This window comes from Myxococcales bacterium (assembly GCA_022184915.1).
GTDB lineage: Bacteria > Myxococcota_A > Polyangia > Fen-1088 > Fen-1088 > JAGTJU01.
Genome location: JAGTJU010000007.1, coordinates 13,387 through 27,601, shown reverse-complemented (window position 1 = coordinate 27,601; position 14,215 = coordinate 13,387). Strand labels below are relative to the sequence as shown.

The 14,215-nt window shown below is 65.3% G+C and carries 11 protein-coding genes and 1 pseudogene; 5 read left to right on the top strand and 7 right to left on the bottom strand.

The window, feature by feature from the left end; genetic code table 11:
• Positions 1-101 precede the first annotated feature (101 nt).
• From KA712_22690 to KA712_22680, 3 genes are all read right to left on the bottom strand, one after another.
• On the bottom strand, positions 102-1,166 hold the full coding sequence (locus KA712_22690; GenBank protein MCG5055775.1) for a hypothetical protein: 1,065 nt from the start codon (positions 1,164-1,166) through the stop codon (positions 102-104).
• Positions 1,166-3,646, bottom strand: a complete 2,481-nt coding sequence (locus KA712_22685; GenBank protein ID MCG5055774.1) for a TonB-dependent receptor — start codon at positions 3,644-3,646, stop codon at positions 1,166-1,168. Before KA712_22685 ends, KA712_22690 begins: the two co-directional genes overlap by 1 nt.
• A gap of 87 nt (positions 3,647-3,733) precedes the next feature.
• On the bottom strand, positions 3,734-4,210 hold the full coding sequence (locus KA712_22680; GenBank protein ID MCG5055773.1) for a MarR family winged helix-turn-helix transcriptional regulator: 477 nt from the start codon (positions 4,208-4,210) through the stop codon (positions 3,734-3,736).
• A 56-nt stretch (positions 4,211-4,266) separates the two neighbouring features.
• Here KA712_22680 and KA712_22675 point away from each other — a divergent pair, with 56 nt between their 5' ends.
• On the top strand, positions 4,267-4,971 hold the full coding sequence (locus KA712_22675) for a DUF4336 domain-containing protein (protein ID MCG5055772.1): 705 nt from the start codon (positions 4,267-4,269) through the stop codon (positions 4,969-4,971).
• Positions 4,972-4,983: 12 nt separating this feature from the next.
• Here KA712_22675 and KA712_22670 read toward each other — a convergent pair whose 3' ends face one another.
• Both KA712_22670 and KA712_22665 read right to left on the bottom strand, forming a co-directional pair.
• Positions 4,984-7,311: a redoxin domain-containing protein gene (locus tag KA712_22670; GenBank protein ID MCG5055771.1), complete on the bottom strand. Its 2,328-nt coding sequence runs from the start codon at positions 7,309-7,311 to the stop codon at positions 4,984-4,986.
• A gap of 128 nt (positions 7,312-7,439) precedes the next feature.
• The gene (locus tag KA712_22665) at positions 7,440-9,623 is read right to left on the bottom strand and encodes a sulfatase-like hydrolase/transferase (GenBank protein ID MCG5055770.1); all 2,184 of its coding nucleotides are present in this window, start codon (positions 9,621-9,623) and stop codon (positions 7,440-7,442) included.
• 172 nt (positions 9,624-9,795) lie between these two features.
• On the opposite strand from KA712_22665, the gene KA712_22660 reads away from it, so the two are divergent.
• Together KA712_22660 and KA712_22655 are read left to right on the top strand one after the other, a co-directional pair.
• Positions 9,796-10,197 (top strand): DUF2780 domain-containing protein, encoded by a 402-nt coding sequence (locus KA712_22660; protein ID MCG5055769.1) that lies wholly within the window; start codon positions 9,796-9,798, stop codon positions 10,195-10,197.
• A gap of 268 nt (positions 10,198-10,465) precedes the next feature.
• Complete coding sequence (locus KA712_22655; protein ID MCG5055768.1) at positions 10,466-10,852, top strand: VOC family protein; 387 nt, start codon at positions 10,466-10,468, stop codon at positions 10,850-10,852.
• Positions 10,853-10,901: 49 nt separating this feature from the next.
• Here KA712_22655 and KA712_22650 read toward each other — a convergent pair whose 3' ends face one another.
• Positions 10,902-11,291 carry a DUF1428 domain-containing protein gene (locus KA712_22650; GenBank protein ID MCG5055767.1) on the bottom strand — a complete coding sequence of 130 codons (390 nt, stop codon included), beginning with the start codon at positions 11,289-11,291 and terminating at the stop codon, positions 10,902-10,904.
• A gap of 14 nt (positions 11,292-11,305) precedes the next feature.
• Positions 11,306-11,788 carry a VOC family protein gene (locus KA712_22645; protein ID MCG5055766.1) on the bottom strand — a complete coding sequence of 161 codons (483 nt, stop codon included), beginning with the start codon at positions 11,786-11,788 and terminating at the stop codon, positions 11,306-11,308.
• A gap of 838 nt (positions 11,789-12,626) precedes the next feature.
• Between KA712_22645 and KA712_22640 the strand changes: the two genes are divergently transcribed.
• Both KA712_22640 and KA712_22635 read left to right on the top strand, forming a co-directional pair.
• A complete protein-coding gene (locus KA712_22640) occupies positions 12,627-13,079 on the top strand; it encodes a hypothetical protein (GenBank protein MCG5055765.1) in 453 nt (150 codons plus the stop codon).
• Positions 13,025-14,152, top strand: a pseudogene (locus tag KA712_22635) (IS3 family transposase). Before KA712_22640 ends, KA712_22635 begins: the two are co-directional and overlap by 55 nt.
• Positions 14,153-14,215: the final 63 nt, after the last annotated feature.

Sequence of the window (14,215 nt, the reverse complement as noted above, 5' to 3'; positions counted from 1 at the left end):
ACCGGTACTTATCCCTGAAACACCGGACCAAGGAGAAGCTGTCACCCTCGTCCGCGTTTTTTTTCACGTGAGTGTTTCCCTGCGGCGCGTGAACCCCCGGTTCAGGGCGTCACAAGCACGCGCAGTTGCATCCAGCCCGTGCCGCCGCGCAGGTCGCGCACCACCATCCACAGGGCCACCCAGCCGCCCGTGGCTGTCGGTGGGGCTTCGGGCGCCGTGTAAACGTTGTCGAAGGTCTTGGTGGACGCGATGGCTGTTTGGTCTTCGTCGAATGTGCCGGCCGTGGCGAACCAGGACACGACGGGCTGCTCACGTACGTCTTCGACCTGAAGCCGGTTGTCTTGCAGCGCCGCTTCCACGCGCTGGTAGCTCTCGAAGGCGCTGGGCGAGAGCGCTGGCTCGATGCGCAGACTGTCCCCGGCCTTGACGGTGAGAGTTGCGGGCAGAGGCTCGAAAGGAAGCCCGGCCTGCTTGCCGCGCGCCACCCTGACCGCCGTGAGGGCGGGGTTTTGGTTAGGTGTGCGTGGCTCAAGGCGCAGACATCCCGGCTGCGGGGCCGTGGGCTCACAAACAGAGAAGCCGAAGGCGGCGCTGAGCTCGGCGTTGTACTGCGACAAATCGCGTGCGTTGAGCGTCACCCGCTTTTGTGCGAGCACCGCACCGTCGGCGGCGCCCACGCTGAGCACGGCCGAGGGCCAGGCGCCGTTGCCAAGGCCGAGGGCGGAGCCTTGAAGGTGGTAGACGAAGAGATCCGAGGGCCAGGCCGTGGTGAAGGGCGGCAGCGCCAGGCCGGCCATCTCCTCGCCAGGCGCCGCGAGGCCCTGCTGGTGCTGCGCAAAGAGCGCGTCCAGCATCGGGCGCATGGGTAGGGGCGCCGCTTCGCGCACGGCAGGGAAGTTCAGGCAGGCTTGCTCCGACTCCACGGGGCAAAAACGCCAGGTATACGTGGTGGTTTCCCCACGCGGATCGGCCACCAGCGCCGAGAAGGTCACCTGGGGTACGCCAAAACCTGCGGCCCGGTCGTAGAGAACCTCCGGAGGTTCGGCGGCCACGGCCAGCACCCGCAGATCCTTGACCTCACTCGGGCGCTCCACCGGGTCGCCACAGCCGATGAGCGCCAGGGGCAAGAGCGCAAGTTCGAAGGCGGACAGTCGAAGAGCAAACATCAGATTTCTCCTTTCACGCCGAGCAGGGGCAAGAGGGGCAGGCCGCGCAGTTCCGTGCGGTTGGCGAAGCGGTAGTCGTAATCGATCGCCTCCACGGCGCGGCGGTTGCTGGCGTTCATCACCTCGAGGTAGGCGGTGAGGTTCCAACCGTGAAAGTCCCAGCGTTTGTCCAGGCGCAGGTCCACGCGCTGAAAGGCAGGCAGGCGGGCCGAGTTGCGGGCCACCGAGCCCGGCGCCACCCGGTAGATGTCGCCATCGGCGTCGTAGGTGCTGCGACCGTTCTCGAGCGGTGTGGTGGGGTTGCCCGACACGACCTGCACACGAAAGCCAAGCGTCATCTTCCAGGGCAGCTGCCAGCTGCCCACGGTGGTGAAGATGTGGGTTTGATCGAAGGGAGACAGATAGGTGCGGGCCGTAGCGGGCAACTCGAAGAGGCGTGCCGCGCCCGGATCGACGCCTGCGTATCCCCCAAGCCCCTGGGCGTCGGGGGTGCGATCCGTGCGAGTGGAGCGCGAGAGGGTGTATGCCACCCATCCGCTGAAACGACGCCCCTCGGTGGGGTTGCGCTTGAGCAACAGTTCGAGCCCGTAGCTGCGGCCTCGGCCTTCGCTCTCGAAGAGTACGGGTTCGGCTTTGCCATCGCGGAAGGTCACCGCATCTGTGGGCGACGGTAAACGGCTGCGCCACACGTGAAAGCCCTCCAGCGTCACGTCCAAGGGCGAAAACCGCCGTTCAATGCCTGAGGTGAGGTGGATGGCTCGTTCGGCGAGCAACCCGGGCTGCCCGAATCCGGGCACCATGACGCCCGAGAACAGATCCGGTAGCTTGCGATACACCCCACCCGAGGCCTTGAGGGCGGTGGGCTCATTCACCTGCCAACGAGTGGCGAGGCGCGGGTCCACCGCCCACTGGGCGCGGTTGGCGAAGTCGAATCGGTCCACCCGCACCCCGGGTGTGAGCGTGATGCCGGTGGCCGGGCTCGTGACGAGCTCCGTCCAAAATCCAAGGTTGCTGTCGAAACTGCTCTTTTTCCAGGGGATCTGGCGTTGCGGGTCGACCCCCAGCGGGTTCGGGAACTGCCGGGCGAGGTTGGGCAGGTCGGTGATGAAGTCGGCCTGCCAGGTGTAGAGCTGATGGTCGAGGCCCGCGCGCAGCGCGAGGTGCTCGCTCACCCGCACAGTCAGGTTCTCACGCCCTTGCAACGTGAACATGTCCACTTTGGAGTGGTGCTGGCGATCGAGATCCGCCGAACGGCTGCCGAAGTCCTGCCGCAAGAACCCGGGCACCAGGGCCGACTCCAGCGTCACGCGATCACCGAAGTGGGTGTGGCGCACCTGCAGGCGGTGAAACTGGATACCACCGCCGAGCGACAGGTCGGCGTCTTCGGCCGAGGTGGCGCGCGTGACCTTCAGTGTGTCGTTGGCGCCGAAGGCAAAGATCTCCCACCGGGTGCGGGCACTGGTGTTTTCGGCCTTGGCTTGATAATCGAAGTAGGCGGGGGCAATCACGGTCGGGCTTTCGCCCGGATTCGAAGAGGCTTCGAGCAGTGCGGGCAAAAACGCGTCCACGTACGAGCGTCGTCCCGCGAGGGCCAGCTTCCAGCTGCCCACGGGCGCACAAGCGAACATTTCGGCGTCGATGGGATCGACGGCGGCCAGCGCCCGCAGCTGCGTGCACGACAGCGGCTTGGTCTCGACGTTGACGATGCCGGCGGTGGCGCGGCCGAATTGCGGGCCAAAGCCCCCCGGCGTAAAGGTGATGCCCCCCATGAACTCGCCGCTCACCACGGAGGTGAGCCCGCCAAAGTGGTAGAGCAACGGGATCTCGACACCGTCGACGTAAACGCCGCTGTCGGCAGGGTTGGCCCCGCGGACGATGAGCGCGCCGCCGAGACCCCCTGGGGTCCGGTTCATGCCGGGCAGGTTCTCGACGACCCGCACGGGGTCACCCAGGGTGCCGGGCACGGTCTTGAACTCGGCTTCGCTGAGCACCACCTCCGTGGCCTCCCGTCGGGGGCGGGCGTCCTTGGCCGCAATCTCGTAGACCTCCGCCGTGGCGGCCGCCAGGCGATAGCGGACGTGGGTGGCGCCACCAGAGTGCACCCTCGTCTGTGTGTCGAGGGTATCGTGTGCGGCGCTCATCACGAGCAGGTTGTGAGGCCCCACGGCGAGCGGACCCAGGGACACCCGTCCCTCGGCATCGGATTCACCGCCGGCGTCACCATCGACCATGACCGTGGCACCCGCGATGGGGGCGCCCGTGGCCGCGTCGAACAGCTGCACCTCGAGGCGACCCTGGGCGTGCCGAGGTGGCGGGACTTCGTCAGGCGCCGCCGCGAGCGGCGGTTCGGAGGGCGGCCCTCCAGGCGGGGGCGCTTCGGGCGTCGGGGGCGCTTCGGGCTGGGCCTGCGCGAGCGGCGAAGTCCACACACCACTTACGGCGAGCGCAGCGAGCAGGAGAGGGGAGATCTGTTTTTTCATCTGAGGCCGTCCGTGCGGGGTTCGCCTCAGACAACGCCGCGGGCCGGAAAATGTGTCACCCCCGGGTGTCGATTTTGGGGGCCTTCGTCATCCGCCTTCGAGCACGGCGGAAAGCCGCGCCAGGGTGTCGGCAAAGCGCTTCAGATCCCCCTTGCCCAGTTGCGCAGCCAGTTCCGCTTCAAGCTCGCCCAGCAGCGCCAGCCCTGCCATGAGCCCCTTGCGGCCCTTGGCCGAAAACCTCACCAGGCGCGCCCGGGCGTCAGCGGGATCGGCCACGCGCTCGAGCATGCCCATCGCCACCATCTCGTCCACCAACTGACCCACGGCCTGTTTCGTCACGCCCAGTCTCTCCGCCAGCACGCTCGGCCGCGTGCCCTGAAGATCGATGTGGGGGAAAAGAGCGGTGTGCGCGGCGCGTACGGGCTGCCCGGTGCGGCGCCGCAGCTCGGTCAGGGCCCGTTCGTTGAGTAGCCGCGCGCACTTGAAGAGCAGTTGGGCCCAGCTTGCCGCCTTGGCCACAGCCAGCCGCGCCTCGAAGCTTCCCACGTCGTCACCGGTTGCCATGTGGATAGTCAATCACGCTTGACTAAATCGTCAAGAAAGCTTTACCATTGTGAGCGATGACAAACCCACAAAGCTCGTCACCTGCCCTGGTGGGCCTCGCACCTGGTCTGTGGGCCGCCGCATCGGAGGTCCGGATGCCCGGCGGCCTTCGGCTGCCCACACGCATGACCGTCATCGCCCTCGGCGATGGCACGCTCGCTCTGCACAGCCCTGTGGCGATGAGCCCGGAGTTGTCCGCCGCGGTGGCGGCCTTGGGGCAGGTGGCCTACGTGATCGCGCCCTCGGCGCTCCACCACGTGTTCGTGCGCCCGGCCCTCGAGCGCTTCGTGGGCGCCAAGCTTCTGGGTCCCGAAGCCCTTGCGCGCAAAAGGCCGCGCTTGCGCTTCGACACCCTCCTCGAAACGCACCTGCCCGCACCCCTTTCGGACACCCTCGACATGCTGGCCGTTGCGGGGGCGCCCACGGTCGAGGAGAAGGTCTTTCTCCACAAGCCCACGGGCTCGTTGCTGGTCACCGATCTGCTCTTCAACATCACGGCGCCTCGGGGCTTTGTCACCAAGCTGGTGCTGCGAGGCACGGGGACCTGCGGCCACCTGGCCCAAAGCCGGCTGTGGCGGTTTTACGGCAAGGATCGCGCGGCGTTGTCAGCCAGTGGGCGGGCGCTGCTCGGGTGGCGCTTCGACCGTCTGGTGCCCTGTCATGGCGAGGTGTTGGAGACGGGCGCCCACGCGGCCGTCGAGCAAGCCTTGCGCTTCAAGTGACGGCCGTTGCCTTCAAGGCCGCCGCCAGCCCGGGAAGGGCAGCCCGGCGGCACTGTCGTACCCGCGGACATAGGAGGTGATGCGGCCGCTGCCGTCCACGAGCACGAAGGTGGGCGTGGCGCTGATGCCGTAGGTGACGAAGGTCGTGCGCGAAGGATCCATCGCCACGTTCGTGGGAAAGGGCGCCTTGTGCTTGGCGAAAAACGCATCGAGGGTCTCGCGATCTTCATCGGTCACGGCGATCACCGTGAGCTGGCGCGCCTGCGCGAATTGCATGACCTCCGGCACCGAGGCTTTGCAGGGCCCACACCATGTGGCCCAGTAGAACAGCATGTACCCCGCTTTGCCGGCCACGTCCTCCGGCGCTCGTCCTCGGTAGGCCTCGAGCGCCCCCAGCGAGGGTGCCGCTTCGCCTTCCTTCGGACGTCCCGGAAGCTTCGGTAGCTCCGAGGGGTAGGGGGTCAAAGTGAGCGGCGCCGTCATCTTCTTTCCCTCGCGTAGCACCAAGAAGGGCAGGGGCGTGCCCGTGGCAGACAACATGGTCCAGGTGCGTACCTGGTTGTTGTCGGCAAAGGGCTCATCGGGGGGCCCCAACACCACGTCGCCCGCCCGCAGGCCCGCCTTGGCGGCGGGAGACTGGGGAAACACCCTCTGAATCATCGAGGCCCCCTCGGGCAAGGACAGGCGCTTCGCGAGCGCCGCGGGCACGCCGCCGAACTGGATGCCCAGCCAGGCAGGGAACACGGCTTCGGCCCGGGCCAGGTCGTCCTCGAAGGGCGGAAGAGACGGGGTGCTGCGGTCTTCGGGCTTGCCACCCAGCGGCAACGAAAAGCGTTCACAGTCCGTGAGCGCGGCCAAGGCTTGCTTGTGTTCGGCCGAGCCCTGCGTTTCGAGCAGCACCTGCCCCGCCACACGCGCCAGCAGGGCCCGCATGCGCAGCAGCGCCGCCAGGCGCACCTCCATGCGGTACGCCACTTCGTTGATCGTGTCGAGTCGCTCCGCAACCCGCTGCAAACGCGCCCACCTTTCCGCCTTGGCCTCGGTGAAGGGGCCGAGCTCGTCGAGCAGAGCCCGCGCGAGGCCGCGCCGGGCCTCCTGCTCGAGCCGCTGGATCGCGTGTGGCTCGAGCTTGCCGCGCCACTGCGGCGATCGCTGAAGAAAGTCGGCGAGGTTGCCGTTGGTGATGTCCGAGAGGGCGTCTTCCCAGAGCCGTCCATGCTTGTCGAGTTGCTCCAGCACGGTGTCAAGCTGCTTGCCAGGCGCCTCCAGTTCGGCGAGGCTGCGCGGCGAAAACAAGCCATAGGCGCGGCCGAGCGCGTCCAGCAGACGAATCTCGGGCTCCCAGCGAGCCTTGTTCTTCCAAGCCTTGGCCAGGAGTGCGTCCACCGTGGCCTCCAGCGGTTGTCCCGTGCGCTGTGCCTGCGCCTCGAGTGTGTCGAAGAGAAATACGTCGCTCGTGCGCAGGGGCACGTCGGGGGAGTCGTCGTGCAGCAGGGTCTCGCGGTGGGCGGTGGAAAAATCGCTCCCGCGTCGCAGCGATTCGAAGAATGTGAAGGCGTGCCCCACGGCGTCTTGGCCCACGTTTTCCGGGAAACACCCATAGGCGGGGCGATCGGCGGTGGAGGAGAAGAAGCCACAGGTGTTGCCAGCGGGCAGGCCCTTCCGGGTGCGGGCGGTGTAAAGCTGCGCAAATCCGCCCGAGAAACACTGGGACATCAACGTGACCACCCGCACCCGCGGGTCCAGCGTGCCCATCAAGGTCTCGAGCTGCCGTACATCCAGCGCTTGCCGAGGGCCCCACAGGGTGATCTCGCTCTTCCAGGGATCGGTGCCGGCGTTGTGGCCGTGATCGGTGACGAAGACCAGCAGGGTGTCGCCGGGCCGGAGCCGCTTGCGGGCCTTGCGAAACCAGGCTGCGAGCTGTCCCCGGGTGGCAGGCTCGATCGAGACGCCCGGAAGCTGCGAGTTCTCAAAGCTGAGCGTGGGCGCAAGCAAGTCTTGGAGAGGGGTACGGTCGAGCAGCCACAGCCCCTCTTCGGGCTCTTCGTCGAGCACGGCCAGATCGGCGCCCGCATCGCTTCCATCGGCAGCCAGTACGGAAATGCGTTCGCGCGGCACCCCGGCCTGCTCCACCAGAGCCAAGAAGCGCTGGAGGTGAATGAGGTGCGAGCGGAAGTTCTGCGCGGGCACGCCCCCGCCGCTGAGCATGAGCACGTGCAGGCGCGAAACGTCGGCCGCAGGGGCGTCTGCGGGGCTGTGGCCGCGTTCGGGCGCGGCCATCGCCAGACGGGGCCTTGCGACCCACGGGGCCAAGAGGGCCAAGAGGACCCCAAAAGCCAAGAAAGCCAGTGCGCAAGGGGCGTGGCGAGACGGCGCGGGGCGATGGTCTCGATGGGAGAGCAGGGCCATGGCCCGTCAGTTTGGCACGCCTCGCCTCGGCGTGCTTGGTCCTGGCGGTTCTCTCGTCGTCAGGGGCCGGCCGCGCGCAGCAGCCCGGGGCCGTGGTTGTTCAGATCGCCCCAGGTGGCCGCGCGCCAGTCGTTACGGTAAGTGAGGAAAAGTCCGGCCAGGTCGCGCAGGTAACGCACGCCGAAGGCTCCGCGGGCGCTGGGACTCTTCAGCAGGTCGATCTTTTCACCGGGGTCCTTTTCGAGATCGTAGACGTGCTCGCTGCCGTCGTAGTCGACGATGTATTTCCACGAGCGGGCGCGTAGGGCGTAGCTACGGCCGTACTCGAGTGAGAGCACCCGGGGCGTCCACGCGCCCTTGGTTTGCACCAGTGGCAAGAGGCTCATGCCCTGGATGCGTTCGCTCGGCCGCACCCCCACGAGGTCCAGGACGGTGGGCACGATGTCGATGTGCCCTGTGACCACGTCCACTTTCAAGGCAGCCGGCTCGAGACCGGCACCGAAGATTACCATGGGAACGGCCGAGACCTCCTCGAAGTGTCCCCACGCATGACCCATGTAGCCGTGCTCGTGAAGACCTTCTCCGTGGTCGGCGGTGAGCACGATGGCGGTGTCTTTCGCAAGGCCCAGTTTGTGAAGGCCTTGGAGCAGCTGGGCGAAGCAGCTGTCGAAGTGTTCGGCCTCGCCGTCGTAGAGCGCACGCAGCTGGTTCCATTGCGACTCGGAGAGCGTCAGCTTGCCGAAGCTGAGTTTGCCCAGCAGATCCCCGTCGACGAGCTTGCCGACGGGAGGGCCAAAGTCCCCCTTGTGAAACCTGTCGGTTACGCCTTCGTGGTAGCGGTAGGGCGTGTGGGTTTCGTAGGGCAGGGAAGAAATGAAAAAGCGTTTGCCCGCCTTCGCCTGTTTCTCGGCGAAGCCCAGCATCTCGGTCACGAGGGCCGTGCAATCGATGCTCTTGCCTTCCTGGTTGGGATGGTGAAACTCGGTCCACGTCCCGGGCTTTTCTTGGCGGGCCATGCCGAAGGGGTTGTTGCCGTAGTAGCCCGTAGCGAAGCCGGCGTCGGCGAGCTGCCCGCTTATCGTGGGCGTGCCCGGCTCGACTTGGGCTTTGTCACCGACCACGCCATGAACGCGGGGGATCATGCCGGTTTGAATACTGCCGTGGGAGGGAGGCGACGAGGGCGAGGCGGCCTGGTTGTGCATGAAGGCCACACCTTGCTCCGCGAACAGCTTCATCACGTTGGCCATGGCCACGCGGGTCTTGCCTGCGGGCGCGCGGTCGTAAAGGGGCACCCGATCTTGCCGAAGCGCATCCACGACGATGAGGATCGCATTTTTGTAGACCGGAGGGCGCGCGGCACGGGGGGCCTCGACCACGATCCGCGCGTCTGCCCAACCGGCGGCCTTGGGATCGCCCTTGATGGCCAGATCCAGTCGCACGAGTTGTCCCGCCAGCGCGTCGAGTTTGACCACCCGGGGTGCCCAGCCTTTGTCCTGCTTGGCGTCGAGTAGGGCGTGGGTCTTGCCGTCGGGCGTGGTGGCAGAAAGCACGAAGATGGTGGCGGCTGCGGCGCCGGTTTGCGCCTCGAAGCGCGCGCGGGGAGGGATCTCCACGAAGACGCTGTGACGAGCAAAGCCCGTGAGGGCTTCCTTGGCGCCGGCGCCCACGTCGAGCGTGCCCACGGGCCCCGGGGCGGGCGGCGCGCCTGCGTCCTCGACGCCGCTCGGCAGAAGCTCGAGGGAGGAAAACAGGGCGTAGCCTTGTGGCGCTTTTTTCGCCAGCACGAAGCGCAGTTCGTTGTCTCCGGGGCTCAGGATCTTGTCGGCGATGGGCACGAGCAGCGGCTCCCAGGTGGCGGGCAGCTCGGTGTTTTTGACGTTTTTACCGTTGACGAAGACGGAGATCTTTTGGCCCGCGGTCAGTCCGTGGGCGCGCACCCGCAGCGTGGCGGGACCCGTGCTGTCTGCGGGCACGCTCAGGATGGCGGCGCGCCCCGACAACACGCGCCCTGCGCGTCCGTCGAGGTTGCTCACTTGGCCCCAGGGCGAACTGTACTCCTGGCTGTATTTGCGGAATCCCTCACTCACGAATGAGACCACCAGCCCCTCACCGTAGAGGTGAAAAAGGTGGCGGGAGGTGATGAGGTCAATCTGGGGCGGCTTGTCACTGGCCGCCGCGGGGGCGGAGGCACAGAGCAAGGCGGCAACGAAAAGGGCGGGGTGGGGGAGGACGGTGGTTCTCACGGGCCGAAGCTAGCACAGCAAACCCGATGTCCGGGTGGGCGCCCGTCCTGACCTGGTAGCAACAGGGGAACGTACGGTACCCTCCCAAACCACGTCCCATCCGGTTCGAACACGCCGCGGGGGACACAAGAGCCTCTTGTGGCCGCACACGGCCCCGGTGCATTCTGCGGCCATGCAAGAGCTCTTGAGCCAATTGATGTCGGGACTAAACCTGGACGCGAAGCAGGCCGAGGGCGGGGTGGGAACCCTGCTCAATTTCGCGAAACAGAAGCTATCCGGGGGTGAGTTCGAGCAGGTCCGCTCCACGCTGGGCGGTCTCGAGGCCGATGGCGCCATGGCGCTTGCTGAAGGGAAGCGCCCGGACGGGGGCGGTGGTCTGTTCGGAGCTGTTTCGTCCCTAGTGGGCGGAATGGGCGGCCTCGGAGGCGTGGGCGAGGTTGCTTCCGTGCTGAGTAGCTTCAAGGCCTTCAACCTCGATGCCGACACTTTGGGCAAGTTCGTTCCGATCGTGGTGCGATTCCTCAGCAATAAGGGGGGTGAAGGCGTGGGCGGCCTGCTGGCCCGGCTGTTCTGAGCGGTCCCCCGCCTACGGGGCGGTCAAGGCGTAGGTGCTCGGCGTTGCACCTCGACGCCGAACACCGTGCCATGCTCGATGCGCCGTGGGTGCGTGGGCGCAATCGGCCGCTTCATTGTTGAACACAGGCGAAGCAGCCACCGGCGAGCGTGGCGCAGTTTTCGTGGACACCCGCATGGGCCTCTCAATCGGCCGAGTCTCTGGGGAGGCTAAAGGGGCTGCGGGCCGCAAGGGGATCCAGTGGTGTCGTGGGCCGTATACTATCCCCATGATTGACCACACCTCAGTGAACGTGAGCGACTACGAAAAGAGCAAGGCGTTCTACGAAAAGGCCTTGGCGCCCATCGGGTACACGCTGCTCATGGAGGTCCCGGCGAACGCCAACCCCGGCGGAGTGTCCGCTGCCGGGTACGGCGAGAACGGCAAGCCTGACTTCTGGATCGGTACGGGCGACCCGGGGAGCCCGCCGGCTCACGTAGCGTTCCAAGTGACTTCCCGCCAGGTGGTAGACGCATTTTACGCTGCAGCGCTGGCGGCGGGCGGCCGGGATAACGGGCCGCCTGGCTTACGACCCTTGTACCACCCCCACTACTACGGTGCATTCGTCCGGGATCCCGACGGTCACAACATCGAAGCGGTCTTTCATGGGGGTTGACGGCGGCCCATGTTCGAAGGCGCTCCGGCGTGAGGCGAGGTTTGGTATGTCAGGCTTTTTTCGATAGATCCACCAGAGGAGAAAACCCGCCGAAAATGAGCCGCTTGCCATCGAAGGGCATCGGGTTCTTGTTCGGGTCCATCCGTGGGTCGGCCTTTTCTGGATTGTTCATCCAATCTTGCATCTTTTCGTAGGCAGCATCGCGCGTGGCCTTATCCGGCCACTCAATCCACGAGAACACGACCGACTCCTCTTCGGTGGCTTGAACCGCACGGCGGAAGTCGGTCACCTTCCCCGGGGGCACGTCGTCGCCCCAGCACTCGACGACACGCAACGCCCCGAGCTCCATGAACACTTCGTCACCCAGCCGGGCGTGGTCGATGAACTCTTGCTTGTTCGCCGTCGGGACGGCAATCACGAAACCATCGATGTACGACATGGATACCTGTCTCCTCATGTGTTGCGGGCCGCGGCGTCGAGGGCCGCGATATCGATCTTCGTCATGGTCATCATCGCGTCAAAGACACGCTTGGCTTCATCGCGGTTGGAGCCGGTCGTCAACTCCAGTAGACGCCTGGGGGTGATCTGCCACGAGAAGCCCCATCGATCTTTGCACCATCCACACGCGCTCTCGGACCCTCCACCTGCAACGATGGCATTCCAATAGCGATCGGTCTCTTCCTGCGTTTCGGTCACCACCACGAAGCTCATAGACTCATTGGGCTTGAAGTTGGGGCCGCCATTGAGACCTATGAAGCGCTGACCCATGACCGTGAATTCGACCGTCAGCTCGCTTCCCTCTTTGCCTCCAGGAAAGTCACCGGGAGCTAGATTTACACGGCCGACGTGGCTGTTGGGAAAGGTGTCCGCATAAAGCTTGGCCGCTTTGCTGGCCTCACCGTGGTCGAACCATACGCAGGTCATCAGTTCAGGCATATTCTTCTCCTTCCTACTGCTTTTCGTAAGGCGGAGTCTGCAAAAGGTATGCTCGGACCCGTACCCGCAAGGGGAATCGCAACCGCACCCCTCTAATTTCAACTCAAGTCCTTCACCCTCATGGCCGAGGGCGTGGTGTTCGCACTTGGACTCGTTGGGAGCCTCGGACTCATCGGTCGAGCCCAGGGACCGTGCGCGGGACCGTGATGGGCTCCCGTGGGGGGATTTCCGATGCCGCTGCTTGCGCCGGGAGATTGCTCAGCGGACGCTCGAAACCGTGGTCCCAACGTGACCGGAGCGCAGGTGGTATACTACGCGTTGCTCGTTCGCTAAATCCGCTTCGGAAAGCTTGGATCCCCTACCGCCAAGCGCCCCACGCGGTTCTCCGGAGTAAAGATGCGCCCGATCGAGTGCTCGTCGTCTTGGCTTTGGCTGTTCCCCGCCGTTGCTGCCTGCTTAGGCGAGGGGAAGTCGTTGGGACCCGCTTTGCCAGACGCGGGAGACCGGGACGGTGGAAGCGTTGACCTTTCTGGCTGCCCCTCGACCTTTGAGAGCCCCGAGGGCAAGGTCTTCGAGGAGCAGGCTCTGGTCGCGCGCGGTGGAGCCAGCACCCGCTTGATGGTCACATTGCGGGCAATCGCATCGGCGCCTCTCGAGGTACGAAGGAGACTCAACGAGCTGCACTTCGCCTGCGTTCTTGTGGCGGCCGGGGTCACGAGGGGCGCTGCAGGGGTTCTGCCGCTGTGGTACGAGATGCCCCCCCCCGTGGCAACAATACCCGAGACGCCAGATTGACAAGAACTGAAGTACATTGTGGGGCGAGAGTGGTCAAGAAGAAGTGCCAAAACCAGTAAGCATCGACAACGAAGTGATCGCGCTGCCGGAGAACGACGGGCCGCAGCGGCGAAAGTTCAGCGCGGGGGAGAAGCTCCGGATCTTGAGAGAAGCCGACGCATGCACCGAGCGCGGTGACGTGGGGAAGCTACTGCGGAAGGAAGGCATCTACGCGTCGCAGCTTGCGAGCTGGCGGCTGCGCCTCGAGGCGGAGGGGGCCAAGGGTCTGAAAGGAAAGAAGGTCGGGCGTAAGCCGATCAGGGACGCAAAGGATCGGCGGATCTCCGAGCTGGAGAAGCGCAATGCAAAGCTGGAAGACAAGCTTCGCATCTCGGAGGCGCTGTTGGAGCTTTCGGGAAAAGCGCACGAGATTCTCGGGATAGCGCTGCCGAGGATCGAAGAAGCACAGGACAGCTCCTTGAGCTCGTCCAACAGCGCCCGCCGGAGGTCTCGATGACTGCGGCATGCGACGCAGTAGGGCTGAGCCGCGCGACAGCTTACCGACACTTGTATCCCAAAGCAGGTCCGCAGAGGAAGCGCGGGCCGCGGAAGGCGCACAGACGGATTCCCGATGAAGAGCGGCAGAACATCCTGAGCGTGTTGGATTCGGACGAGAACGTGGATCAGCCACCACGCGAGGTCTATGGGAAGCTGCTTTCAGCTGGGATTTATCTTTGCTCACTACGGACGATGTATCGCGTGCTTGCAGAGCGAGCCCCCATCAAGGACCGGCGGAATCACCGGACTCCTCAGCGCCATGCAGTGCCGCGCTTGACGGCAACCGCACCGAACCAAGTGTGGAGCTGGGATGTCTCGAAACTCGCGACTTTCGTGAGGGGAACATTCTTGAACTTGTACGTGATTCTCGACATGTACAGCCGCTACGTGGTGGCATGGATGATTTCGGAGCGGGAGAACAGCGCACTGGCGCAGCAGCTATTCCGCGAGGCGATCGGACGCTACGGTATAGAGCCCAAGACGCTTACGGTGCATCAAGACCGGGGCGCTCCGATGACCAGCCATGGGTTCGCCGAGCTGTTGGGTACGTTGGGCGTCGAGCGAACGTACTCGCGCCCGAGGGTGTCGAATGACAACGCCTTCTCTGAATCACTTTTCCACACGGTCAAGTATCAGCCCGACTACCCGGGACGCTTCAAGGACGTCCACCACGCGCGCCGTTGGGCAGGCGCATTCTTTGGTTGGTACAACGAAAAGCACCATCACGATGGCTTGGCCCTCTACACGCCGGAGCAGGTGTTCAAGGGCCAGGTCGAGGACATCCTCATGCGTCGTCAGCAAGCGCTGGACGATGCATTTGCCCGCAACCCAGAACGCTTTGTGAAGGGGCGCCCCATCGCTTTGCGTCCCCCTGTGCGCGTCGAACTCAACCCCATTGATGCTGCTCCTCAAACAGCTGACACCGTGCTTCGCCTGGATGACGAGCAGGCCGCTGTCTTCTGGACACCGCCACCTCCATCAGGACCGCCTGTCATCGTGCTACCCGGCGCCGAGGCTCCGAGCCAGCCATGAGCGGAGGTGCGGCTCTGGCTCTGTCCACATGTGCACAGCGGTCGTAGGTCCTCACATGACCAG